Here is a 24,507-nt window from a genome sequence, read left to right on the forward strand (position 1 = left end):
ACGTTGCGTGAACAGATCGCCGTAATATCCCGGGATAATAGCGAAGGCCGTCTGCGGATCGCCTGGGTCAGGAATCCCTGTCGCGATTGCGCCTGGGGAGATCGAGCCGATCGACGCGCTCGTCAATCCGCCGGTTCAGCTCCTCGTCTTCTCTCGCATTGCTGCCGCGACGGGCGCGGACCACCAATGCACAACATCCGACCAGAACGATCGCGAAGAGCGCGAAGTACCACCATGCCATGCACTGATCTCAAATGACGCTCGCCAATACGAGCGGAAAGGTCATCGTTCAGGCCGGTAAGGACGCGCCGACCTCGGCGCATAATAGGGGTTCACCAGACAGGTCGCCGGCATGCCCACAGCGCTGGCCTGGCACTGATCCAGCGAGGTGAAGATGCAGTCCATGCGCTCGCCGACCAACTCACCGTAAACATGCATGCAGACGGGATAGCGCGGATCATACATTTGCGCGGATGCCGGCCTCGTCATCCAAAGCACGCCCAGCGCAAGCAGCAGCGCTCCAAGCAACCTCACGTTACGTCTCCTGCTGTCGTCAAATACATTGCCTTGCCGACGAGCTGTCCCGCGACATTTGCCTGAAGGCTGGAGCGGGCGAAGGGAATCGAACCCTCGTATGCAGCTTGGGAAGCTGCCGTTCTACCATTGAACTACGCCCGCGATCTCAATTGCTTGAGGTCGCACCTCACGGGTGCGACCGGCCGGACCATAGCCCGGGCGGAGGCAGCGGATCAAGCGCGCATTGGAGCCGATCGCCGCACCGCGCTCGCTAATGGCCCATCCTCACGAGCACGTCATTGATGACAAAAGCCGCGGCGGCGGATGCGTCGCAGCTGCCGCTTCGTGCATAGATGCAGGCATCGGCGATGCCGACGCGGGCACAGCTTTGCCTTGAATAATCCGCCGGCAGATCACCGGCGGCCGCGGGCCGCGCGAGGATGCGGTTGAAGGCCGGCCTGGTCGCCTGCAACAGCGGCGGCAGGATCAGCTCGGCGAGCGGATCGGCGGGCTCCAGCGCATAAAGCGGCGTCGTCCCAACCAATCGTTCCCGCCCCGGCAACAGCTGGAAACGGACATTGTAAAGTGCGAGGCCGCACATCTGCGGATCGCTGCGCAGTTCGGCGGCGAGCCGCGCCGCGCCGACACCGCGCGTCCAGTAGTCGCGCATCCCCTCGCTGGCGCCGGCGAGCGTCACCGAGAGCAAGGCCCAGCCGCCGGTGACGATCGGCAATGCCCAGCGGCGCCACCCGGGTTTTGCGCGCAGCCATTGCACCCAATCGGCCGATCCCAGCGCCGCGACGATGATGAACAGCGCCACCGACAGGAAGACGAAGCGGTATTCCTTGTGCGCGATCAGGCTGTGGAAGACGAGGTTGACCAACGCCACGGCCAGCAGCAGCGGCGCATGGCGCGAGCCGCGCCAGATCGCAGCGAGCGGCAATACGATCGCCGCCGACCACACGATCAGGAAGTTGACGAGATAGGCCGAAGGGGGCGTCACGCCGAACTCGGTCGCGCGATCGTGCAGCAGGTTTTCCTTGATGTTGCCAATCAGCCAGGCGAACGGCACGGCGCCATGCGCAAGCTCGATCGCGGCGGTGAGCACCAGCGCGGCGAGGCCGCCCGCGATCAGCGCAATCAGGTTTCGCCAACGCATCCAGCAGGCGCCGAGCGCAAGCACGGCAATGGCCGGCGCGTACTGAAAGCGGCAGACAAAGGCGAAAGCGAGCAACGCGCCGCCGATCGCGAGATGCCGCTGCGACGGACGACCGGTCACCAGCAGCGCCGCCGGCACGATCAGCGCCGTCGCCAACGGCTCGCCCAATGTGTGCGGCGCGAGCAGGATCAACTCGAACCAGACCGCAGCCGCGAACGCCGCGACGATGGAATGGGTTCGCGATATCCGAGCACCGAAGTACCAGGCGCTGACCACGATCGACAGCGACGCTGTTGCGGCGACCAGGCGCGGCACCAGGAAAGCGCCCTCGCCGCCCGGCGCAATCAAGCCGCCCACCGCGACCGGCCCGGCCAGCAATGTCGGCAGGAACCAGCCGCGAATGCCTTCGCGCCACTCCCACGTCAAGATGCCGTCATGGCCGAGCATTCGCCACGCCGGCTCGAGATATTGAAAGATCTCGTCCGGATACATCACGTTGGGCCAGAGCGCGGCCGCAAGGCGCAGGACCAAGGCCAGCAACAGCAATGCGAACAGCGGATGACGACGCCCGGCCGACGTCCCGGCCACGGCGGTGCCGCCGCGCGCGATATCCGCGCCGGTGCTGGTCATCGTTCCGCCGATCGTACCGTGGAGCAGCATGCTGACGACCAGATAGCGGGCAAAGCCTTTAAGATGCGTGACCGGTAATTGGCGGGGTCACACCGAACGGTGTCGCGACATGGTTAGCTAAACGTCAAGATTCAAGATGCGCACGCCGGCGACGATGTTAAGATCGCGCGCATGGGGGCTGGTGGCGTCATGGCGGGGCGTGGGTACACCATTTTCGATACGGCGATCGGCCGATGCGGTATCGCGTGGGGTGAGCTCGGCGTGGCCGGCGTGCAGCTTCCCGAGCTGCGCGAGATCGAGACCCGCAAGCGGCTATTCAAGCTTTATCCGGATGCGCGCGAGATGCGGCCTCCCGAGGAGATCACTGTCGCGATCGAGGGCATCGCTGCAACCTTGCGCGGCGGCATTGGGGACCTTGCCGGCGTTGCGCTCGACATGAGCGGCATCCCGGCCTTCAACGCGCGCGTCTACCAGTTTGTCCGCACCATTCCCCGCGGCGAAACCCGGACCTATGACGAGGTGGCGAGCGCCTTGCGCGCGTCCGGTGCGGTCAATTCGGTGGCACAGGCGCTCGGCCGCAACCCCTTCATGGTCATGGTGCCCTGCCACCGCGTGCTCGAGGCGGGCCATTACGCCGACCGGATCTCGCCGAACGGCGGCAGCATCTCGAAACGGCGGCTGCTCTCGATCGAGGGCGCCCAGCCGACCACCAGCAAGACCCTTTTTGATGTGCTGCTGCCAGTTGCACGGCTCCGGCCGCGAGCTTAAATCCCCGGTATGGTCCGAACCACGCTGCTACAGCGCGATCGCATCACGGTGAACGAGTTTCGCTGCACGGCGGAACCCGGCGACAAGCCGTTCGCCGAGCAGTTCGCCTCCCACTCGGTGTCCTATGTGCGCAGCGGCAGCTTCGGCTGCCATTGCCGCGGCCGCTTCCATGAGCTGGTGGCAGGTTCGATCCTGGTCGGCCATCCCGGCTATGAATACACCTGCACGCACGACCACGTGGTCGGCGACGAATGCCTGTCGTTCTTCCTGGACCCGGTGCTGGTCGAGACCATCGGCGACCGCGCGGCGGTCTGGCAGGTCGGGTCGGTGCCGCCGCTGCCGGAACTGATGGTGATCGGCGAGCTCGCGCAAACGGCGGCAGATGGCAACAGCGACGTCGGTCTCGACGAGATCGGCCACCTCCTCACCAGCCGCCTTGTCGAGCTGGTGTCCGACCGCGCGACGAAGCCCCTCACCGCAGGCTTGCGCGATCGCCGCCGCGCCGTCGAGGCCGCGCTGTGGATCGACGCCAATTCACATCATCAGATCGACCTCGACGATACTGCGGAACAGGCCGGCTTGAGCACCTTCCATTTCCTGCGGCTGTTTTCCGCCGTGCTCGGCGTCACCCCGCATCAATATCTCGTGCGCTCGCGGCTGCGCCATGCGGCACGGCGGCTCGCCGACGACGACAGCCCGATCACGGACATCGCCTATGACGTCGGCTTCGGTGATCTGTCCAATTTCGTGCGCAGCTTCCACCGCGCCGCCGGCGCCTCGCCGCTGAAGTTCCGCCAGGCCTCTCGCGGCGACCGCAAGATTTTCCAAGAACGTCTCGCGCTGCAATAGCTAGGCTGCTCCAGTCCGCGCGTCTTTCGATGCGCCCAACGACTGGAGATTCCCTTATGTACGATCATATCGGATTGCGCGTTGCCGACCTCGACGCCAGCGTGCGCTTCTACACCGCGGTGCTGGCGCCACTCGGCTTCGTGCTCTGCTCGCGCGACGACAGCGGCGCCGGTTTCGGCCCGAAGGGCGAGCCCGCGCTCTGGCTGCATTTGCACAGGGGCAAGGCCCAAGGCGGCGCCCACGTTGCGTTCCGCGCGCCGAGCCACGACGCGATCAAGACATTCCATACCGAAGGCCTGAAAGCCGGCGGCAAGGACAACGGCGCGGCCGGCCATCGCAAGGACTACAGCCCGACCTATTACGCGGCATTCCTGCTCGACCCCGACGGCAACAATGTCGAGGCGGTGTCGACGTAAGCAAGAGCCGCGCATTCCAACGTCATCCTGAGGAGCCGCGCAACGCGCGGCGTCTCGAAGGATGGCCCCGAGCGAGATCCGGTCATCCTTCGAGGCTCGCTCAGGAACGCGATGCCGGGGCATCGCGTCGCTCGCACCTCCAGCGACAAAGGCGAATCCTTTGCGCGGGGATGACAACCACCCGAAAGGTTACAATCATGGCTTCCATTCACAAGAATATCCCGATCGACGCGCCGGCTGATCATGTCTGGGACGCGCTGCGCGATTTCGGCGCGCTGCATACGCGGCTGGTGCCGGGCTTCGTGACCGACACGCAACTCGACGGCGACGTCCGCACCGTCACTTTCGCCAACGGCACCGTGGCGCGCGAGACGCTGGTCGATTGCGACGACAACCGAAAGCGGCTGGTCTATGCGATCACCAGCGAACGATTGAAGCAGCATTCCGCCTCGGTGCAGGTGTTCGCCGAGGGCGACACGCGCTGCCGCGTAGTGTGGATCGCCGACGTGCTGCCGCACGAGGTCGCGCCCTACATGGACGCGCAGATGGACCTCGGCGCGGCGGCGATGCAAGCGGCGATGGCCAAATCCTTCAAGGAGAAGAACGCGGCGTAGCGGGGCTGGCGGCCGGAAAATTTTTCACCGTCACCCTGAGGAGGCCGCATAGCGGCCGTCTCGAAGGGTCGACGGCCCGGCTTTGTCCACGAGCATGTTGAGGCATCGGGGCCGTGCATCCTTCGAGACGCGGCCAAGGGGCCGCTCCTCAGGATGACGGTGTGAGAGTCGGGGGATTGTGGAGCAGAGAGCTACGACAGCGCCGGCTGCGCCTCGGCGACCGGCGCTGATTTGCCCCAGCGCGTCAGGATCACGCTGAGGCAGGACAGCACGCCGAGCACCCCCATCGAGGCGGCGGCGAGTGCGAAGAAGTTCTGCGCGCTTGCGTCATGCGTCGACAGCCACCAGCCGCCGGCGCCGATAAAGATCAAGCGCGCCGTCTGCGCCAGCACCGGACCCAGCACCTTCGCCGCGCCCTGCGAGGAGAAATACATCGACATCGCAAGGCCGATGAAGGCGTACATCGGCGCGGCGGTCGAAAGATATTGATGGCTGGTCGCCCGCACATGCGGATCATTGGTGAACAGATTGACCCAGAGGTCTGGGAAGACGGCGATGAAGCTGCCGACCACGCCGACCGCAAGGAACGACACCGTGCCCGCGGTCCAGGCGATGCGCCGGGCCCGCGCGACGCGCTCGGCGCCGACCGCCATGCCGATCATCGGCACCGAGGCGATGCCGACCGCGAAGGCGACCGAGGTCAGCATGAATTCGAGCCGCGCGCCGATGCCGTAGCCGGCGAGCACCGCGGTGCCGAACTGCGCCAGCATGTGGGTGAAGATCGAGATCGTCAGAACCGATTGCAGCGGCGAGAAGCAGGACACCGCGCCGACCTTGAGGATGTCGATGAACATCGCCCACTGCACGCGGAGCCCCTTGAGCTTCGGCTTCACGCGCGCGCGGCCCGAGAACAGATACCAGCCCATCACGCTGATGCTGATCGAATAGGCGATCAGCGAACCTGCGGCGACACCGCGCATGCCGAATTGCGGTACCGGACCGAGACCGAGCCCGAGCGTGCCGCCGAGAATGATCTGCCACACCGCCGAGGACAGGATCATGGTCGACGGCAGCTTCATGTTGCCTGTGCCGCGCAGGATGCCGGCCATGGTGTTCATCAGCCAAGGCAGGATCGCGCCGCCGAAGAACACCTGCGAATAGGCGATCGCCTGCGCCAGCACATTGCCGCGGCCGCCGAGCAATTCGAGCAGGCGCGGACCGAAGATCAGCATGCCCAGCATGAACGTCAAACCAAAGGTCAGGCCGATCAGCAGCGCATGCATCGCCAGCGTCGAGGCGCGCTCGATCTCGCCGGCACCGAGCGCACGCGCGATCGCGGATGCGACGCCGCCGCCCATCGCGCCGCCGGACATCGTCATGGTGAGGATCACGCAGGGAAACACCAGCGCCATCGCCGCAAGCGACTCGACGCCGAGCCGGCCGATATACGAAGTCTCCGCGATGACGACGCAGGTGCCGGCGGAGAGCGCGATCACATTCGGCCACGCCAGCCAGAGCAACGTGCGCAGGATCGGCCCGTCGAGCAGCGCATTGCGCGCCGGCTTGGTCACCGGCGGCGGCAGCGGCCGCTCTTGTTCGTCGACAGGTATTTCGGCGAGGCCGAGATCGGACATTTCTACTCCCACGCGCGATCTGGGGAGCCGCGCCATGGTGTTTCCCTACCATGGCAATGGCGGAATCCACGTGCGCGGGACGCAAGGGGGGCCTGCGCGATTGCAGGTGAACCCGGATGAACCTTGGCGCTAGCCGATCGACCACACGAACGGCGCGCCGGCGGCACCATTCGGCTTCAGATGCACCGGAATATGCCGCCCGCAGCCGGCGGCCAGCCCGTCGAACAGGCCGGTCAGCACGCTGGCGCAGGCCGGATGATAGTCGGCGACGTCGGCCATCAGCTTCCAGCCGTGCTGGCGGATTTCGAACTGGCCCTCGGATTCGGTGATGTCAGCGACATCGTCCTGCGACTCGAAGAGAGTGCGCAGGAATGCGGCAAATTCCGTGGCACGGCCACGGCTGCCGCCGAGCGCCTGCGCGACCTCGTCATAATACTGCATGCCGATCAGCTTGCCGGTGAGATGCAGCAGATAGCTCGCATCCTCGGGGCCGAACACCTGCACGATGACCGGCGCGGCCGTCTTCACATATTCCATCGCGTAGTTGCGATAGGCCTTTTCCAGCCGCGGCTTCGGCCAGCTGTCGACCGGCAGCGCCGGCGCGGTTCTGGAATCGAACAGCGGCGCCTCGAGATGGCGCGCGAACACGAGGCGCTGATCGAGCTCGAGCGGATGATCGTACTCGCAGTAATAGCCTTCGAGGCCGTCCTGGCCGTCGACACTCTGCTTGGTGCAGACAAAGCCGAGCCGCAAATCCCCGAGCGCGACGCCATTGTTGGCGTGCCAGCCGCGCAGCATCGCGCGCGAGACCTCGCCGGGCACGCCGCAAATCGCCGTGCCCTTCCAGATCCAGCGCGGCGGCGGATAGCGGATCCAGGCCTTGCGGTCGGTCTCGTACATGTATTCGACATGCACGCCGCCGATCCAGTTGGAGAGATAATGATACTGCGCGGCCGCGACCGCCGGCGGCAGACCGTCGAGGCCGAGCTTCTTCAGGCCGGGGAGAAAGCGTTCCTGCTGCTGGCGGCGAAACACGCGGAAGACGAATTCGGCGGCGTCAACGGTGCCGCGCCGCGTGACGACGGTGAGGATCAGCCCGGTGAAGAAGGCGTGATAGAGATCGGCGACGCTGCGCCATTTGCGCCACTGCGTTTCTTGTGCGCTTTCGCCTGCGGTCATGTTCGCTCCCTGGCTCTTGTTGGCGAGGTCGAGCTCGCATGCGCAATCGTAGCCCGGATGCAGCGAAGCGCAATCCGGGGCGGCGCGTTGCAGCGGCGCGAATCCCGGATTTCGCTTCGCTCCATCCGGGCTACGGAATTAATCGCGCGCGAAACGGAATTACACACTCGGTGTCATCGCCCGACTTGATCGGGCGATCCATTATTCCAGAGCCGGTGTGACCGATCGAGAAGCCGCGGCGTACTGGATTCCCCGCTTTCGCGGGGAATGACAGCGGAGGAGGAATTCCGCTACACGCGAAAATGTTTCGACAGCTTCAGGCCCTGCGCCTGATAATTCGAGCCGATGCGCTGGCCGTACAGCGCGTCGGGGCGCTCGAGCATCCGTTCATAGACGAGACGGCCGACGATCTGGCCATGCTCGAGAATGAACGGCACCTCGCGCGAGCGCACCTCCAGCACGGCGCGCGCGCCCTTGCCGCCGGCGCCGGCATAGCCGAAGCCGGGATCGAAGAAGCCGGCATAGTGGACGCGGAATTCGCCGACCAGCGGATCGAACGGCACCATCTCCGCGGCGTAGTCCGGCGGCACCTGCACCGCCTCTTTCGACGCCAGGATGTAGAACTCGCCGGGATCGAGAATGAGGCTACCGTCGGGCCGGGCCTTGATCGGCTCCCAGAAATCGTCGACCGCATAGCCGCCGCGGCGATCGACATCGACCACGCCGGTGTGGCGCTTGGCGCGATACCCGACGAAGCCGCCCGAGCTCTCGCCGGAGAGATCGACGGAAAGCGCAACGCCATCGGAGAGATCGGCATCGTCGATATCGACCAGCCGCTCGGCGGCATGCAGCGCATCGAGCTCGTCGGCGGTCAACGTCGCCTCGCCGATCCGGAAGCGGACCTGGCTGAGCCGCGAACCCTCGCGCAGCAGCACGGGAAACGTCTTCGGGCTGATCTCGGCGTAGAGCGGGCCGTGATAGCCGGCGCCGATCATATCGAAGCGGCGGGTGCCGTCGGCGATCACGCGGGTGAAGACGTCGAGCCGTCCGGTCGAGCTCTTCGGGTTGGCCGCGGCCACGATCTCCGGCGGCAGCGCCAGGCTCTCCAGCAGCGGCACGATGTAGACGCAGTTGGTCTCCAGCACCGCGCCGTCGGACAGATCGATCTCGTGCAGCTTCAGCTCGTCGATCCGCTCGGCGACGGTGGCATCGGGCCCCGGCAGGAAGCTGGCACGGACCCGGTAGGCGATGTCGCCAAGGCGCAGATCGAGGCTGGCCGGCTGGATCTGGCTCTCGACGAAGTCGTAGGCGGGCAGAATGAGGCCGGCCTCCGCCATCTCCGCGATCATGCGGTCGGGCAGGATTCCGTTGGATTCATCTTCCAGCGTGAACGACACGGCGAGGTCCCTCGAGATGGCCCAAAATCATACTCTGAACGGCCATCAAGCCCCAATATATGGGCTTTTAGGGGTTATCCGATGACCGTCTTGACGGAAAGGGCGCGAGGGAATATCAGCTGCACTTATCCCGTGGTGATTTGAGCCGGCCGGCTTGCAGCCACGTTAAATAAGTCGCTAAACAGGCCGGGGACAGTGTGATCCCGGCTTGTGGAGGTTGCTCCAGGCCGGTTTTTTTGTGGCCAGTTTCCAGGGGAAATGGCCACCTCGGAGGTCACATGTCTGAATCTGAAGGTACCGCCCGCTTTCGTCCCGAAACCCGCCTCGTCCATGGCGGCACGCTGCGCTCGCAGTTCGGGGAGACGTCGGAAGGGCTGTTTCTCACCCAGGGCTACGTCTACGACACCGCCGAGCAATGCGAGGCGCGCTTCAAGGGCCAGGACCCCGGCTTCATCTATTCGCGCTATTCCAACCCGACCATTGCGATGTTCGAGCGCCGCATGATCGAGCTCGAGGGCGCGGAAGCCGCGCGCTCGACCGCGACCGGCATGGCCGCGGTGACCACCGCGATCCTGGCGCCGCTGAAGGCCGGCGATCATGTGGTGGCCTCGAAGGCCCTGTTCGGCTCCTGCCTCTACGTGGTGCAGGACCTGTTGCCGCGCTACGGCATCGAGACGACGCTGGTCGACGGCCTCGATCTCGACCAGTGGCAGCGCGCATTGCGGCCGAACACCAAGACCTTCTTCCTGGAGAGCCCGACCAATCCGACGCTCGACGTGCTCGACATCGGCGCGATCGCACAGATCGCGCATAGCGGCGGCGCCCGGCTGATCGTCGACAATGTGTTCGCGACGCCGATCTGGCAGAGCCCGCTGTCGCTCGGCGCCGACGTCGTGGTCTATTCTGCGACCAAGCATATCGACGGCCAGGGCCGCTGCCTCGGCGGCGTCATCCTGTCATCAGAAGCCTTCATCGCCGAGCACATCCACAATTTCATGCGCCAGACCGGTCCGTCGCTGTCGCCGTTCAACGCCTGGGTGCTGCTGAAGGGGCTGGAGACGCTCGGCGTCCGCGTCCGCGCCCAGACCGAGAACGCGGCGAAGATCGCCGAGGCGCTGGCCAGGCATCCGAAGATCACGCGGCTGGTCTATCCGGGCCGCCCCGACCATCCGCAGGCCGAGACGGTGAAGAAGCAAATGGGCGCCGGCTCGACGCTGGTCGGCTTCGAGGTGAAGGACGGCAAGGCCGGCGCCTTCCGCTGCCTCAACGCGCTGAAGATCTCGCGCATCTCCAACAATCTCGGCGATGCCAAGAGCCTGGTCACGCATCCCGCGACCACGACGCATCAGCGGCTGGCGCCGGAAGCCCGCGCCGAGCTCGGTATCAGCGAAGGTTTTATTCGCTTCTCGGCCGGGCTCGAGCATCCCGACGACCTGATCGAGGATTTTGAGCGGGCGCTGGCGCGGGTTTAGGGCGAACAGAGAAGTCTAGTCTGGAGAGCTCGGCGCCCTCTCCCGCTTGCGGGCAAGGCTATCGCATATGCCCCTTGGCGACTGCGCAAGTGCTGGGCCTCGTGGTTCGAGACGCGCCGCAAGCGGCGCTCCTCACCATGAGGGTCTACTATTGTGCCGCAAAACAAGACCTCATCCTGAGGAGCCCGCCGAAGGCGGGCGTCTCGAAGGATGGCCACGAGGGCATCGCCACGATATGCGATAGCCCTGCGCTTGCGGCGCAAGTGCTCGGCCTCGTGGTTCGAGACGCGCCGCAAGCGGCGCTCCTCACCATGAGGGTCTACTATTGTGCCGCAAAACAAGACCTCATCCTGAGGAGCCCGCCGAAGGCGGGCGTCTCGAAGGATGGCCACGAGGGCATCGCCACGATATGCGATAGCCCTGCGCTTGCGGCGCAAGTGCTCGGCCTCGTGGTTCGAGACGCGCCGCAAGCGGCGCTCCTCACCATGAGGGTCTACTATTGTGCCGCAAAACAAGACCTCATCCTGAGGAGCCCGCCGAAGGCGGGCGTCTCGAGGGATGGCCACGAGGGCACCGCCACGAAATGCGATAGCCCTGCGCTTGCGGGGGAGGCGAAGGAACTTACGTCGCCGCCGTGGTGACGCCGCCGTCGACCACGATGGTCTGGCCGGTCATGAAGGTCGAGGCGTCGGAAGCGAGATAGGCCACGGCGCCGGCGATCTCGTTGGGCTCGCCGATGCGGCGGAGCGGCGTCGATGCGGTGCGGCGCTTCAGATTATCCGGGTCCTCCCACAACGCGCGGGCGAAGTCGGTCTTCACCAGGCCGGGCGCCACGCAATTGACGCGCACGCCCTTCGGCCCCCACTCGCCGGCGAGGCTGCGGCACAGCGCGAAGTCGGCCGCCTTGGAGATGCCGTAGGCGCCGATCACCGTCGAGCCGCGCAGGCCGCCGATCGAGGAGATGATCACGACCGAGCCTTTGCCGCGCTCGGCCATCTGCGGAATGGTCTGCGAGCACAGCCAGATGTTGCTCTTGACATTGGCGCCCATGATCTTGTCGAACGCCTCGTCCGTAATGTCGAGCAGCGGGCCGTAATACGGATTCACCGCGGCGTTGCAGACCAGGATGTCGATCTTGCCGTAGTGCTTGATGGTGCCCGAGACCAGCGCCTCGACCTCGTTGCGGCGTGAGATGTTGCAGGGGATGACGAGCGCATCGCCGCCCGCCTTCTTGATGCCGTCGGCGACTTCTTCGCAGGCGTCCGCCTTGCGCGAGGAGATCACGACCTTGGCGCCGAGTTTGGCCAGGAGCTCGGCCGAGGAGCGGCCGATGCCGCGGCTCGAGCCGGTGATGACCGCGACCTGGCCGGTGAGATCGAACGGGGTGTTTTTCATTGTTGTTGTTTCCCTGTTGTTGACGCGTCATTCCGGGATGCGCCGCAAGGCGCAGCCCCGGAATCCAGAAGTTGTGGTGTGAGATTCCGGGTTCTCGCTTCGCGAGCCCCGGAATGACGCCTGTGTGGTTAAGCCAGCAGCCCGCCGCCCTCGCTGACGCGACGGAGGTGGTAGTCGGTGTCGCCGAGCGTGTTCTCGATCATGGTCAGCCGCTTGAAGTAGTGGCCGATCTTGGCTTCCATGGTCATGCCGATGCCGCCATGGAGCTGGATCGACTGCTGGCCGACGAACTTCAAGGACTTGCCGACCTGCACCTTGGCAGCCGCGACTGCGGACGAACGCTCCTTGGCGTCGTCGAAGTCCGACGCCATGGTGGCGAACATCGACATGCTGCGGGCCTGCTCCAGCGCCACGAACATGTCGGCGGCGCGGTGCTGCAGGCTCTGGAACGAGCCGATCGCAACGCCGAACTGCTTGCGGGTCTTGATGTACTCGACGGTCTCCTTAAGCGACTCGTCCATCGCACCGACCGCTTCCGCGCACAGCGCAATGCGGGCTTCGTCGGCGACGCGCTCGATCAGGGGCAGGCCGTTCTCGGGATCGCCGATCGCAGCGTCAGCACCGACCTCGACATTGGTGAAGGTGATGTCGGCCGCATGCAGGCCGTCCTGGGTGGGATAGCCCTTCCTGGTGACGCCCTTGGCATCCGCCGGAACCAGGAACACGCCGATGCCGGTCTTGTCGCGCTGGCCGCCCTTGGTGCGCGCGGTCACGATCAGCGTGTCGGCGTTCTCGCCGTTGAGCACGACGAACTTCTCGCCGTCGATCACCCAGCCGGCGCCCTTCTTCTTGGCCGTGGTCACGACGTCGAAGAGATCGTAGCGCGAGTTCTTCTCGAGCTGGGCAAAGCCGAAGGTCTTGCTGCCGTCGATGATGCCGGGAATGTACTTGGCCTTCTGCTCGGCCGAGCCGCCATGGCGCAGGAAACCGCCGGCGACCACGACGGTGGCGAGATAAGGCTCGACCACCAGCGCCTTGCCGAGCGCTTCCATCACGATCATGGTCTCGACCGCGCCGGCGCCGAAGCCGCCGTCGGTCTCCGCAAAGGGCAGACCAAGCAGGCCCTGCTCGGCGAGCTTGCCCCAGAGCGCTTTGCTCCAGCCGCCCTTCTCCTTCATGTACTTCTTGCGCGCATCGAAGTCGTAGGCATCCGCCAGCAACCCGTCGACGCTCTCCTTGAGAAGCCGCTGCTCCTCGGACAGATCAAAATCCATTTTATCATCTCTCCAAAATCACGCGGGCGCCTGCCCTGATCTCCACTCGTCATCCCCGCGAAAGCGGGGATCCAGTACGCCGCAGCCCTCGTTGGGAATCACGATCGGCTCGGCGTACTGGGTCCCCCGCCTGCGCGGGGGACGACACCGAACTTGTGGCTTACAGTCCCAGCACGGCCTTGCTGATGATGTTGCGCTGGATCTCGTTGGAGCCGCCGTAGATCGAAACCTTGCGGTTGTTGAAGTAGCTCGGCGCGATCTGCGCGGTCCAATCCATGCTCTCGTTGGAGCCGGCATCGCCGTGCTCGTCGTAGGGTGCGGCGAACGGACCGATGATCTCCATCAGCAGCTCGGTGGTGGTCTGCTGGATCTCCGAGCCCTTGATCTTGAGCACCGAGGAGGCCGGATTGGGCTTGCCCTTGCCGTGCTTGCCCTCGTCGGCGACGACGCGGAGCTGGGTCAGCTCGAGCGCCTTCAGCTCGATCTCGCAGGCCGTGAGCTTCTCGCGGAACGCCGGATCCTCGATCACCGGACGGCCGCCGGCCTCGACCTTGGAGGCCAGCGCACGGATGCGGCGCAGCCGCTCCTTCGACACGCCGACCCGGGCGATGCCGGTGCGCTCATTGCCGAGCAGGAATTTGGCGTAATCCCAGCCCTTGTTCTCTTCGCCGATCAGGTTCTCGTAGGGCACCTCGACGTCGTCGAAGAACACTTCGTTGACCTCGTGGCCGCCGTCGATGGTCTGGATCGGGCGCACGGTGACGCCCTTCGACTTCATGCTGAACACGATGAAGGAGATGCCCATCTGCTTCTTCGCGTTGTTGTCGGTGCGGCAGAGGCAGAAGATCATGTCGGCGTGCTGGGCGAGCGTGGTCCAGGTCTTCTGGCCGTTGATGATCCACTTGTCGCCCTTACGCTCGGCCTTGGTCTTCAGCGACGCGAGGTCCGAACCCGAACCCGGCTCCGAGAAGCCCTGGCACCACCAGTCGTCGACATTGGCAATCCGCGGCAGATATTCCTTCTTCTGCTTCTCGTTGCCGAAGGTGTAGATGACCGGACCGACCATGCTGACGCCGAAGGCGAGCGGCTGCGGCGCGGGGTAGGATTGCAGCTCCTCGTTGAAGATGTAGTGCTGCACGGTGCTCCAGCCGGTGCCGCCATATTCCTTCGGCCAGTGGGTGACGCCCCAGCCCTTCTTGTTGAGGATGCGCCACCAGGTGACCATCTCGTCCTTCGACAGATGGCGGCCTTCCTGCAGCTTGCGCCGGGTCTCCGGCGGCACGTTGTTCTTGAAGAACTCCCGTACCTCCTCGCGAAACGCTATCTCTTCCTTGGTGAAAGCGAGATCCATCGGATCCTCCTTTTGAGCGAAACCTAACGTCTTGTTTCGTTGTCGTCCTGGCGAAAGCCAGGACCCATTACCACCGGCCTTCGTTGTCCTGCGAAGGCGACTGCCGTCCGTGCCCCTTACCCCGGCCGCGGGGTATGGGTCCTGGCTTTCGCCAGGACGACGGTGAATTACTGCAGCACCTCGAACAGGCCGGCCGCGCCCATGCCGCCACCGACGCACATGGTGACGACGGCGTATTTGGCCTTGCGGCGGCGGCCCTCGATCAGCGCGTGGCCGGTGAGCCGCGCACCCGACATGCCGTAGGGATGGCCGACCGAGATCGCGCCGCCATTGACGTTGATCTTCTCCGGATCGATGCCGAGCTTGTCGCGGCAGTACAGCACCTGCACCGCAAACGCCTCGTTGAGCTCCCACAGATCGATGTCGTCGACCTTGAGGCCGTGGCGCTTGAGCAGCCGCGGCACCGCGAACACCGGACCGATGCCCATCTCGTCCGGCTCGCAGCCGGCGGAGACGAAGCCGCGGAAGATGCCGAGCGGCTTCAGGCCGCGCCTGGCGGCTTCCCTGTCGCTCATGATCACGGAGGCGCTGGCGCCGTCCGAAAGCTGGCTGGCATTGCCGGCGGTGATGGTGAAGCCCTCGCCGCGCACCGGCTTGAGGCTGGCAAGCCCTTCGGCCGTGGTCTCCGGCCGCGGACCTTCGTCCTGCGACAGCGTCACCTCCTTCATCGTGACGGCACCGGTCGCCTTGTCGGTGACTGCCATCATGGTGGTGATCGGCGCGAGCTCTTCCTTGAACTTGCCGCCCTGCTGCGCGGCCGCGGTGCGGCGCTGGCTTTCGAGTCCATACTCGTCCTGCTTCTCGCGCGAGATGTTGTAGCGCTTGGCGACGATCTCGGCGGTGTCGATCATCGGCATGTAGACCTCGCCCTTGATCTTGAGCAGCGCCGGATCCTGGGCGTGGAAGGAATTCATCTTGTCGTTCTGCACCAGCGAGATCGACTCGCCGCCACCGCCGACCGCGATCTCGACGCCGTCGAAGATCACCGAACGCGCGGCAAGCGCAATCGCCTGCAGGCCGGAGGCGCACTGGCGGTCGATCGTGGTGCCGGCAACGCTCACCGGCAGCCCGGCGCGGAGCAGCGCCTTGCGCGCGATGTTGCCGCCGGTCGCGCCCTGCTGCATCGCCGCGCCCATCACCACGTCCTCGATCTCCTTCGGATCGACCTTGGCGCGCGCCACCGCCTCGCCGATCGCGTGCCCGAGCAAGGTCGCGCCTTCGGTGACGTTGAGCGCGCCGCGATAGGCCTTGCCGATCGGCGTGCGGGCGGTGGAGACGATAACGGCGTCGGTCATGAGCGGGATCCTGATGCAGTCTGCTGTGGTTTGGATTGAGATGTCTCGGTTTGAGCAGTCTTGGTTTGAGAAGGCTTGGGCTGCTGCTGGCGCAATTCGTGACGCGACAGCTTTCCAACCGGGGTGCGCGGCAGCTCGTCGACGAACTCGAGCGCTGCCGGCAGCTCGTGCTTGCCGACCTTGCCGGTGAGGAATGCACGCAGCTCGTCGATCGAGAACGCTGGCTGCCCGTCGCGCAGCTTGATGAAGGCCTTTGCCGCCTCGCCGCGGTAACCGTCGGGAATGCCGATCACGATCACCTCCTGCACGGCAGGATGGGTGTAGATCGCCTGCTCGATCATCTGCGGATAGACGTTGAAGCCGCCGGAGATGATCATGTCCTTCTTGCGGTCGACCAGATAGAAATAGCCGTCGGCATCCATGTAGCCGATGTCGCCGGTGAGGAAGCGGTCGCCGACGAAAGCCTCCGCGGTCTCCGCCGGCCTGTTCCAGTAACCCTTGGTGACGTTCGGACCGCGGATGCGGATTTCACCGACCTCGCCGACCGGCATCACCCTGGTGGAATCCTCCAGCGACACTACGTCCATCTCGATGCCGGGCAGCATCAAGCCGATCGAGCCCGGTTTCTCCGGCCCCTCCTTGGGATGGCCGGTGCCGGGCGAGCAGGTCTCGGTCATGCCCCAGCCGCTCTTCAGCTTCATGCCGACGCGGCGCTCGAAGATCTTCGCGACCTCCACCGGCAGCGGCGCGCCGCCGGAGCCGGCGACCACCAGCGAAGAGAGATCGCGCTTGTCGAGATCGGGCAGCGAGGCGATCGCAATCCACATTGTCGGCACGCCGGGAAACACCGTCGCGCGCTTGACCTCGATGTCGCGCATCACGGCCTCGACGTCGAAGCGCTGGTGCAACGAGATCAGATGGCCGCGCCGGATCGCCGACAGCAGCACGACGGTCAGTGCGTAGATGTGAAACAGCGGCAGCACGCAGATCACGCGTTCGATCGCATTGCGTTCGAGCCGCCCGGGCTTGCCCCAGACGTCGTAGATCGACACCGCCGCGGTGAGATTGCCATGGCTGAGCATCGCGCCCTTGGGCAGGCCGGTGGTGCCGCCGGTATATTGCAGCAGCGCGACGTCCTCGACGTCGACCGCCGGCCATTGCGACGGCCTGGTCGCGCCGTCGATGAACTGGCGATGCGTGATGACAGCAGGATTGTCGGGCAGCGCGGTTTGCGGCGTGCCGACCTTGCCCCAATTGTCGTCCTCGCAGACGATCAGACGGTCGAGCAGCCCTTTGGCGAGGAATTTCAGCGCGGTCGGCAACAGCGCCGAGAGGTTGCTGGTGACCAGCACCCGCGCTCCGGAATCGGACAGCTTGTGCGACAGCGCGATCTCGCCGTCGAGCGGCGACAGATGCACGACGCGGGCGCCGGCCTTCAGCGCGCCGAAGAAATTGATCGGATGGTCAGGCGAATTGCCGAGGAATAGCGCGACCGACGTGCCCTTGCCGTAGCCGGCCCGCATGAAGGCCGCGGCGGCGGTCTCGACCAAGGCCTCCAGCTCGGCGTAACCGATCGGCCGGTCGCGGAATTCGAGCACCGGGCGCGCGCCGAACTCGGCGGCGGCGCTCGAGAGCAGGTCCGGCAGCGTGCCGCGCGTGATCTCGTCGCTCCACTGCACGCCCTTGGGATAATATTGTTCGCCGGGATAGGTCATGAAAACCAGACTCTGGAAACTGTCATTCCGGGGCACGCGCAGCGTGAACCTAAGATGCGCAATTGCGCATCGGGGAATCTCGAGATTCCGGGTCTGCGCCTTCCGGCGCATCCCGGAATGACACGTGGTTACGGTCGGCCAATCACGCCGCCTTCGACGGCGCGGCGAGCGAGGCGAAGGTCTTGCCCTCGTCGGCGAGCTTCTTGAGCAGCGGCGCCGGCTCGAGCGAGGGATCGTTGGTCTCCTTGGCGTAGAAGGCCAGGCGATCGGCGATGTGCTTGAGGCCGACGGTGTCGGCCCAGAACATCGGACCGCCGCGATAGATCGGCCAGCCATAGCCATAGAGCCAGACCACGTCGATATCCGACGGACGCGCCGCGATGCCCTCGGCGAGGATCTTCGCGCCTTCGTTGATCATCGGGTACATCATGCGCTCGAGGATCTCGTCGTCGCTGACGACGCGCTTCTTGCGGCCGAGGCGCGCCAGCGTCTCGTCGATCAGCTTCTCGACCTCCGGATCGGGCAGCGCCGCGCGCGAGCCCGCCTCGTACTTGTAGTAGCCCTTGCCGGTCTTCTGGCCGAAGCGGCCGGCTTCGCAGAGCGCGTCCGCGATCTCCGACTTGATGCCGCGGTCCTTGCGCGAGCGCCAGCCGATATCGAGACCGGCGAGATCGCCCATCGCGAACGGGCCCATCGGCATGCCGAACTTCGTCACCACGGCGTCGACCTGCTGCGGCAGAGCGCCTTCGAACAGCAGCTTCTCGGACTGCTTGCCGCGCTGCGCCAGCATGCGGTTGCCGACGAAGCCGTCGCAGACGCCGACCACTGCCGGCACCTTGGCGATCTTGCGGGCGATCGAGACGGCGGTGACCAGCGCGTCCGGCGCGGTCTTGTCGGCGCGCACGATCTCGCACAGCTTCATGACGTTGGCCGGCGAGAAGAAGTGCATGCCGAGCACGTCCTGCGGACGCTTGGTCGACTTCGCGATCTCGTCGATGTCGAGATAGGAGGTGTTGGAGGCCAGCACCGCGCCCGGCTTGGCATACTGGTCGAGCTTGCCGAACACTTCCTTCTTGACCGCCATGGTCTCGAACACCGCCTCGATCACGAGGTCGGCGTCGCCGACGTTCTCGATGCCGACGACACCGTTGATCAGCGCCATGCGCTTGGCGGGCGCGTCCGCCGGGATGCCACCGCGCGCGGCGGTCGCCTCGTAGTTCTTCTGCATGATGCCCATGCCGCGCTTGAGCTGCTCCTCGCCGGTCTCGATCAAGGTGACCGGGATGCCGGCATTGGCGAACGACATCGCGATGCCGCCGCCCATGGTGCCGGCGCCGAGGATGGCGACGCGCGCCACGTTGCGGCCCTTGGTGCCCTCGGGAACACCGGAGATCTTGGCGGCCTCGCGCTCGGCGAAGAACGCGTAGCGCTGTGCCTTGGACTGGTCGCCGTTCATCAGCTTGAGGAAGCCCTCGCGCTCCTTCTTCAGGCCCTCATCGAACGGCAGGTCGATCGCGGCGCCGACGGCGTCCGCCGCGGCGAACGGCGCCTCGAGGCCGCGCGACTTCTTGGTCAGCGCAGCGACCGCATTGGTGAAGATCGAACGATCGGCCTTGGCAGCGGCGAGCTTAGAGTCGTCGTCGCGCAGCTTGCGCAGCGGACGCTTCTCGGCGACCACCTTGCGCGCAAATGCCTCACCGCCCGAGGCCGGACCCTCGACGATCTCCTCGATCAGGCCGGCCTTCAGCGCCGCGTCCGCGCCGATCGGATCGCCGCCGACGATCATCTTGACCGCGAGCTCGGGACCGACCGCGCGCGGCAGGCGCTGGGTTCCGCCCGCGCCCGGCAGCAGGCCGAGCTTCACCTCGGGCAGGCCGAGCTTGGCGTCCTTGGTGGCGACACGGTAGTGGCAGGCCAGCGCAACCTCGAGGCCGCCGCCGAGCGCGGTACCGTGGATCGCGGCCACGATCGGCTTCGGCGAACTCTCCATCAGGCTCAGCACTTCGGCGAGCCCGGGCGGCTTCGGCGGCTTGCCGAATTCGGTGATGTCGGCGCCGGCGATGAAGGTGCGGCCGGCGCAGGTCAGCACGATGCCCTGAACCTGCGCGTCATCGATCGCGCTCCTGATGCACTCGAAAATGCCGCCGCGCACCGCGGCGCTCAGCGCATTCACGGGCGGACTGTTAACCGTGACGACGGCAATATTGTCATGACGTTCGAGCTTGACGACTTCACTCACCGGGACTCTCCCTGGATGTTTGTTCTTGGACTTGTGTTGAGTAGCTGCACGACTTGCGTCGAGCCGCTACGATTAGACCAATTTCGCACTGCGAAATTTAATTCCACATCTTGACATGGAGGGTTATTTTGAAGCACGTGCCTTGTCAACGAGCATGACAAGGGCAGGGCAAGGATAGGGATGAAGCGCGCTAGCAAGAAAGCCGCGACCGATCGCAATTTCGTCGTCGCGCTTTCCCGCGGACTGGACGTCCTGCGCGCATTCCAACCCAATGACGGGCTGCTCGGCAATCAGGAGATTGCCGCCCGCACCAAGTTACCGAAGCCAACCATTTCCCGGCTGACCTACACGCTCACCAAGCTGGGATACCTTACACCTGTACCGAAGTTCGAGAAGTACCAGCTCGCGCCGTCGGCGATGGCACTCGGCTACGCCGCGCTCGCCAATCTCGGCGTTCGGCATTTGTCCGAGCCCTATCGAGAAGAAGTGATGCGCGCGACCGGCGGCGCAGTCGCGGTCGGCGGCCGCGACCGCCACAGCATGATCTATTTCGGCCAGAGCCGGAACGGCCTGGCGCTCGGCGTACAACTCGACGTCGGCTCGCGGGTGCCGATCGCAACCACGGCGATGGGACGTGCCTATATTTGGGCATTGCCGCCCGACGAGCGTGCGGCTTTACTGCGCGAGCTGCGCGATCACTACGGCAGCCGCTGGGCCAAGATGCGCGACGGCATCGAGCGCTCCGGCGAGACGGTCGCGAAGCACGGCTTCACGATGTCCGCAGGCGACTGGCAGAACGACGTCGCCGCGGTCGGCGTTGCATTGAGATTGAACGACGGAACCGGTCCTTACGCCTTCAATTGCGGCGCGCCGGCATTCCGCTTCACGGAAGACAGATTGCTCAACGACATTGGACCTCGTCTTGTGGCGATGGTAAGGAACATCGAGCAGGCGCTCGGTGGAATGGCGCCGCAATCCAAAAAAGAAGAACGCAAAAAGACCAGAGTAGGAGGGAAAGTTGCACGTTTGGCCGAGGGGATCAGATAGCCTCCATCACGTCCAGCGAAACGCATCGCAGGGCCGCTCGCACCGCTCGAAGACGGCGGGCGAGACGAGATGACGCAGGCACAACTCGCGCAGGGGAATGATCCCCTGCTCGCGGTTCGCGACGTCAGCGTCGTGTTCGGCGGCATCATCGCACTGAACGGCGTGTCGTTCGACATGCGCCACGGACAGATCCTCGGACTGATCGGGCCGAACGGCGCCGGCAAGACGACGCTGTTCAATTGCCTGTCGCGGCTCTATCAGCCGTCGTCCGGCGACATCCTGATGGAAGGCAAGAGCATCCTGTCGCGCCCGCCGCACCGGATCGCCGAGATCGGCATCGGCCGCACCTTCCAGAATGTCGCGCTGTTTCCCAACCTGTCCGTGATCGACAATGTGCGCGTCGGCGCGCATGCGCGCACCTCGAGCGACATCGTCAGCGACTCGCTGCGCCTCGCCTGGGTCCGCCGCGGCGAGACCGACATGAACAAGAAGGTGCACGACATCCTCGGCTATCTCGATCTCGAGGACGTCGCCCACACCGTGGTCTCGGGACTTCCGTTCGGCACCCAGAAGCGCGTCGAACTGGCGCGCGCCCTGGCCGCAGACCCGAAGATCCTGCTGCTCGACGAGCCGGCCGGCGGCCTCAATCATGAGGAAGTCTATGTGCTCGGCGACCTGATCCGCAAAATCCGCGACGACCGCAAGATCACCGTGCTGCTGGTCGAGCATCACATGGGTCTCGTGATGTCGATCGCCGACCACGTCGTCGCGCTCAATTTCGGCCGCAAGCTTGCCGAAGGCACGCCGGCCCAGGTCCAGGCCGACCCTGATGTCATCAAGGCCTATCTGGGGAGCAAGGACCAATGACCACGATGCTCAACGTCAAGGACCTGCGCGCCTATTACGGCCAGGTTCAGGCCCTGCACGGCCTCTCCTTTTCGCTCAACGAGGGCTCGCTGACCACCCTGCTCGGCGCCAACGGTGCCGGCAAGACCACGACGCTGCGGGCGATCTGCAACATGGTGCGCTCGACCGGTGCGATCGAGTTCGAGGGCAAGCCGATCGGCACGCGCTCGACCGAAAACGTAGTCCGCCTCGGCATCGCCCATGTGCCGCAGGGCCGCGGCACCTTCACCAACATGACGGTGGAGGAAAACCTGCAGCTCGGCGCCATCAGCCGCCCGGACAAGAAGGCGATCGGCTCCGACATCGAGCGGATGTACGAGCATTTCCCGGTGCTGAAGCAGCGCTACACCCAGCAGGCCGGCACGCTGTCCGGCGGCGAGCAGCAGATGCTCGCGGTGGCGCGTGCGCTGATGCTGCGGCCGCGCCTGATGCTGCTCGACGAGCCGTCATTCGGCCTCGCGCCGCTGATCGTGCGCGACCTGTTCCGCATCCTCGGCAAGATCAATCGCGAGGAAAAGGTGACCATCCTGGTGGTCGAGCAGAATGCGCAGCTGGCGCTCGAACTCGCCGACCAGGCCTATGTGATCGAAACCGGACGGATCGTGATGTCGGGCAATGCCAAGGACATCGCGAACAACGAAGACGTCCGCAAATCCTATCTCGGCTACTGAGGGAGCTGGCACAATGGAGCTTTTTGCCAACCAGGTCCTGGCCGGCATCGCCACGGGCGCGATCTATGCCTGCATGGCGCTCGCGGTCGTGATGATCTACCAGGCCATCGACCATCTGAATTTCGCCCAGGGCGAAATGGCGATGTTCTCGACCTTCGTGTCCTGGCAGCTGATGCAATGGGGCGTGCCGTATTGGGGCGCCTTCGTGCTCACCGTCGCCTTTTCGTTCGCCGCCGGCATCGTCATCGAGCGGCTGCTGTTCAAGCCGCTGGCCAAGGCGCCGATCCTGACCAATGTCGCCGGCTTCATCGCGCTCTACGCGATCATCAACTCGGTCGCCGGCCTGATCTGGGACTTCACTATCAAGCAGTATCCGACACCGTTCGGCTCCTCGCCGTTCCTCGGCAGCCAGCTGATCTCAACCCACCAGGCCGGCATGATCGGCATCACCCTGTTGATGCTGCTCCTGCTGTTCTTCTTCTTCCGCTTCACCCGGGTCGGTCTTGCGATGCGTGCCGCAGCCTCGCTGCCGGAATCGGCGCGCCTCGTCGGCATCAACACCTCCTGGATGATCGCGCTGGGCTGGGGCATGGCCGCCTCGATCGGCTCGATCGCCGGCATGATGATCGCACCTGTGGTGTTCCTCGAGCCGAACATGATGCTCGGCGTGCTGATCTACGGATTTGCCGCAGCCGTGCTCGGCGGCCTGAGCTCGCCGTTCGGCGCGGTGATGGGCGGCTTCCTGGTCGGCGTCTTCGAGAACCTCGTCGGCACCTACATCCCCGGCGTCGGCAATGAGCTGAAACTTCCGATCGCGCTTGCGCTGATCATCGTCGTCCTGGTCGTCAAACCGGCAGGCCTCTTTGGCCGCGCCATCGTGAAGCGAGTTTGATCATGAGCGCCGCTGAAGAAGTCGAAGTCGTCACCGAAGGCCAGGCCGTCGAGGCCGTTCCCAAGCGCGCCATGACGCTGGGCTACGGCACCTCGCTCGTCGTGCTCGCCGCGCTGATCCTGATCCCGCTGTTCGTCAAGAACTTCATCATCTTCCAGATGACGATGCTTCTGATCTACGGCATCGCGGTGCTGGCGCTCAACATCCTGACCGGTGGCTCCGGCCAGTTCTCGCTCGGTCAGAGCGCGTTCTACGCCGTCGGCGCCTATACCTCGGCGATCCTGATGGAGCATGCGGGCATGAACTATGCCCTCACGCTGCCGATCGCCGGCATCATCTGCTTCGGCTTCGGCTTCCTGTTCGGCCAGCCGGCGCTGCGGCTTTCCGGCGTCTATCTGGCGCTCGCCACCTTTGCGCTAGCAACCGCGATGCCGCAGCTTCTGAAGCTGGGCTATTTCGAGCACTGGACCGGCGGCGTGCAGGGTCTCGTGGTCACCAAGCCGGATGCGCCGTTTGGCCTGCCGATGGGGCAGGACATGTGGCTGTATTACTTCACGCTGGTGGTCACGATCGCGATCTATATCGCTTCGGTGAACCTGCTGCGCTCGCGCTCGGGCCGCGCCTTCATGGCGATCCGCGACAACGAGATCGCGGCCTCCGCGATGGGCGTCGACGTCGCGCTGTACAAGACGCTGGCGTTCGGCGTCTCGGCCGGCATCACCGGCGTTGCCGGCGGTCTCGGCGCCATCGCGGTGCAGTTCGTGGCACCCGACGGCTACACCATCCAGCTCGCGATCTCGCTGTTCCTCGGCATGGTGGTCGGCGGCGTCGGCTGGCTGCCCGGCTCGATCGTGGGCTCCGCCTTCATCATCTTCGTGCCCAACATCGCCGAGGGTATTTCGAAGGGCCTTTCGGGCGCGGTGTTCGGCGTGCTGCTGTTCCTCGTCATCTTCCTCGTGCCGCACGGCGCCAGGCAGGTTGCGATCGTTGCCCAGCAACTGGCCGCAAAGTTCAAGAAAAACTGACAG

The 24,507-nt window shown here is 65.2% G+C and carries 22 protein-coding genes, 1 tRNA gene and 1 riboswitch; of the genes, 11 read left to right on the forward strand and 12 right to left on the reverse strand.

Going from position 1 to position 24,507, the window contains the following annotated elements; genetic code table 11:
• Window positions 1-282: 282 nt before the first annotated feature.
• The 3 genes from QJT82_RS08830 to QJT82_RS08840 all read right to left on the reverse strand — a co-directional run bounded on the left by QJT82_RS08830 (window position 283) and on the right by QJT82_RS08840 (window position 2,335).
• Window positions 283-534, reverse strand: a complete 252-nt coding sequence (locus tag QJT82_RS08830) for a DUF3551 domain-containing protein (RefSeq protein WP_028339053.1) — start codon at window positions 532-534, stop codon at window positions 283-285.
• 70 nt (window positions 535-604) lie between these two features.
• Window positions 605-678, reverse strand: a tRNA-Gly gene (locus QJT82_RS08835).
• A 109-nt stretch (window positions 679-787) separates the two neighbouring features.
• A complete protein-coding gene (locus tag QJT82_RS08840; RefSeq protein WP_028339054.1) occupies window positions 788-2,335 on the reverse strand; it encodes a 4-amino-4-deoxy-L-arabinose transferase in 1,548 nt (515 codons plus the stop codon).
• Window positions 2,336-2,494: 159 nt separating this feature from the next.
• Between QJT82_RS08840 and QJT82_RS08845 the strand changes: the two genes are divergently transcribed.
• From QJT82_RS08845 to QJT82_RS08860, 4 genes are all read left to right on the forward strand, one after another.
• Window positions 2,495-3,073 carry a methylated-DNA--[protein]-cysteine S-methyltransferase gene (locus QJT82_RS08845; RefSeq protein ID WP_028339055.1) on the forward strand — a complete coding sequence of 193 codons (579 nt, stop codon included), beginning with the start codon at window positions 2,495-2,497 and terminating at the stop codon, window positions 3,071-3,073.
• A 9-nt stretch (window positions 3,074-3,082) separates the two neighbouring features.
• Window positions 3,083-3,922: an AraC family transcriptional regulator gene (locus tag QJT82_RS08850; protein ID WP_028339056.1), complete on the forward strand. Its 840-nt coding sequence runs from the start codon at window positions 3,083-3,085 to the stop codon at window positions 3,920-3,922.
• A gap of 56 nt (window positions 3,923-3,978) precedes the next feature.
• Window positions 3,979-4,338: a VOC family protein gene (locus QJT82_RS08855; RefSeq protein ID WP_028339057.1), complete on the forward strand. Its 360-nt coding sequence runs from the start codon at window positions 3,979-3,981 to the stop codon at window positions 4,336-4,338.
• A gap of 197 nt (window positions 4,339-4,535) precedes the next feature.
• The gene (locus QJT82_RS08860; protein WP_028339058.1) at window positions 4,536-4,952 is read left to right on the forward strand and encodes an SRPBCC family protein; all 417 of its coding nucleotides are present in this window, start codon (window positions 4,536-4,538) and stop codon (window positions 4,950-4,952) included.
• A gap of 191 nt (window positions 4,953-5,143) precedes the next feature.
• On the opposite strand, the gene QJT82_RS08865 is transcribed toward QJT82_RS08860, so the two are convergent.
• The 3 genes from QJT82_RS08865 to QJT82_RS08875 all read right to left on the reverse strand — a co-directional run bounded on the left by QJT82_RS08865 (window position 5,144) and on the right by QJT82_RS08875 (window position 9,162).
• A complete protein-coding gene (locus tag QJT82_RS08865) occupies window positions 5,144-6,586 on the reverse strand; it encodes an MATE family efflux transporter (protein ID WP_028339059.1) in 1,443 nt (480 codons plus the stop codon).
• A gap of 129 nt (window positions 6,587-6,715) precedes the next feature.
• Window positions 6,716-7,765 carry a hypothetical protein gene (locus QJT82_RS08870; RefSeq protein ID WP_028339060.1) on the reverse strand — a complete coding sequence of 350 codons (1,050 nt, stop codon included), beginning with the start codon at window positions 7,763-7,765 and terminating at the stop codon, window positions 6,716-6,718.
• A gap of 290 nt (window positions 7,766-8,055) precedes the next feature.
• Window positions 8,056-9,162: a 2'-deoxycytidine 5'-triphosphate deaminase gene (locus QJT82_RS08875; RefSeq protein WP_028339061.1), complete on the reverse strand. Its 1,107-nt coding sequence runs from the start codon at window positions 9,160-9,162 to the stop codon at window positions 8,056-8,058.
• 122 nt (window positions 9,163-9,284) lie between these two features.
• Window positions 9,285-9,364: riboswitch (SAM riboswitch) on the forward strand.
• 76 nt (window positions 9,365-9,440) lie between these two features.
• Here QJT82_RS08875 and QJT82_RS08880 point away from each other — a divergent pair.
• The gene (locus QJT82_RS08880; RefSeq protein WP_028339062.1) at window positions 9,441-10,634 is read left to right on the forward strand and encodes an O-succinylhomoserine sulfhydrylase; all 1,194 of its coding nucleotides are present in this window, start codon (window positions 9,441-9,443) and stop codon (window positions 10,632-10,634) included.
• Between the two features lie 74 nt (window positions 10,635-10,708).
• Window positions 10,709-11,275, forward strand: coding sequence for a hypothetical protein (locus QJT82_RS08885; protein WP_281446631.1), 567 nt, complete (start codon window positions 10,709-10,711; stop codon window positions 11,273-11,275).
• On the opposite strand, the gene QJT82_RS08890 is transcribed toward QJT82_RS08885, so the two are convergent.
• The 6 genes from QJT82_RS08890 to QJT82_RS08915 form a co-directional block, all read right to left on the reverse strand.
• On the reverse strand, window positions 11,256-12,029 hold the full coding sequence (locus QJT82_RS08890; RefSeq protein WP_028339064.1) for an SDR family oxidoreductase: 774 nt from the start codon (window positions 12,027-12,029) through the stop codon (window positions 11,256-11,258). The genes QJT82_RS08885 and QJT82_RS08890 overlap by 20 nt on opposite strands.
• Before the next feature lie 128 nt (window positions 12,030-12,157).
• Entirely contained in the window at window positions 12,158-13,303 is a 1,146-nt protein-coding gene (gene pimD, locus QJT82_RS08895; RefSeq protein WP_028339065.1) for a pimeloyl-CoA dehydrogenase small subunit, read from the reverse strand.
• Window positions 13,304-13,463: 160 nt separating this feature from the next.
• Entirely contained in the window at window positions 13,464-14,654 is a 1,191-nt protein-coding gene (pimC, locus tag QJT82_RS08900; RefSeq protein ID WP_028339066.1) for a pimeloyl-CoA dehydrogenase large subunit, read from the reverse strand.
• Window positions 14,655-14,821: 167 nt separating this feature from the next.
• Window positions 14,822-16,009 (reverse strand): acetyl-CoA C-acyltransferase, encoded by a 1,188-nt coding sequence (locus tag QJT82_RS08905; protein ID WP_028339067.1) that lies wholly within the window; start codon window positions 16,007-16,009, stop codon window positions 14,822-14,824.
• The gene (gene pimA / locus QJT82_RS08910; RefSeq protein ID WP_028339068.1) at window positions 16,006-17,724 is read right to left on the reverse strand and encodes a dicarboxylate--CoA ligase PimA; all 1,719 of its coding nucleotides are present in this window, start codon (window positions 17,722-17,724) and stop codon (window positions 16,006-16,008) included. Before pimA ends, QJT82_RS08905 begins: the two co-directional genes overlap by 4 nt.
• A gap of 142 nt (window positions 17,725-17,866) precedes the next feature.
• Window positions 17,867-19,963 carry a 3-hydroxyacyl-CoA dehydrogenase NAD-binding domain-containing protein gene (locus tag QJT82_RS08915; protein ID WP_028339069.1) on the reverse strand — a complete coding sequence of 699 codons (2,097 nt, stop codon included), beginning with the start codon at window positions 19,961-19,963 and terminating at the stop codon, window positions 17,867-17,869.
• Window positions 19,964-20,143: 180 nt separating this feature from the next.
• On the opposite strand from QJT82_RS08915, the gene QJT82_RS08920 reads away from it, so the two are divergent.
• The 5 genes from QJT82_RS08920 (at window position 20,144) to QJT82_RS08940 (ending at window position 24,504) form a co-directional block, all read left to right on the forward strand.
• On the forward strand, window positions 20,144-21,010 hold the full coding sequence (locus QJT82_RS08920; protein WP_018269093.1) for an IclR family transcriptional regulator: 867 nt from the start codon (window positions 20,144-20,146) through the stop codon (window positions 21,008-21,010).
• Between the two features lie 69 nt (window positions 21,011-21,079).
• Window positions 21,080-21,877 carry an ABC transporter ATP-binding protein gene (locus tag QJT82_RS08925; protein ID WP_016847575.1) on the forward strand — a complete coding sequence of 266 codons (798 nt, stop codon included), beginning with the start codon at window positions 21,080-21,082 and terminating at the stop codon, window positions 21,875-21,877.
• Entirely contained in the window at window positions 21,874-22,587 is a 714-nt protein-coding gene (locus QJT82_RS08930) for an ABC transporter ATP-binding protein (RefSeq protein WP_028339070.1), read from the forward strand. Before QJT82_RS08925 ends, QJT82_RS08930 begins: the two co-directional genes overlap by 4 nt.
• Before the next feature lie 13 nt (window positions 22,588-22,600).
• Complete coding sequence (locus tag QJT82_RS08935; protein ID WP_028339071.1) at window positions 22,601-23,479, forward strand: branched-chain amino acid ABC transporter permease; 879 nt, start codon at window positions 22,601-22,603, stop codon at window positions 23,477-23,479.
• Between the two features lie 2 nt (window positions 23,480-23,481).
• Window positions 23,482-24,504, forward strand: a complete 1,023-nt coding sequence (locus tag QJT82_RS08940; RefSeq protein WP_028339072.1) for a branched-chain amino acid ABC transporter permease — start codon at window positions 23,482-23,484, stop codon at window positions 24,502-24,504.
• Window positions 24,505-24,507: the final 3 nt, after the last annotated feature.

It is taken from the genome of Bradyrhizobium sp. Mp19, assembly GCF_029952935.1.
Lineage (GTDB): Bacteria > Pseudomonadota > Alphaproteobacteria > Rhizobiales > Xanthobacteraceae > Bradyrhizobium > Bradyrhizobium elkanii.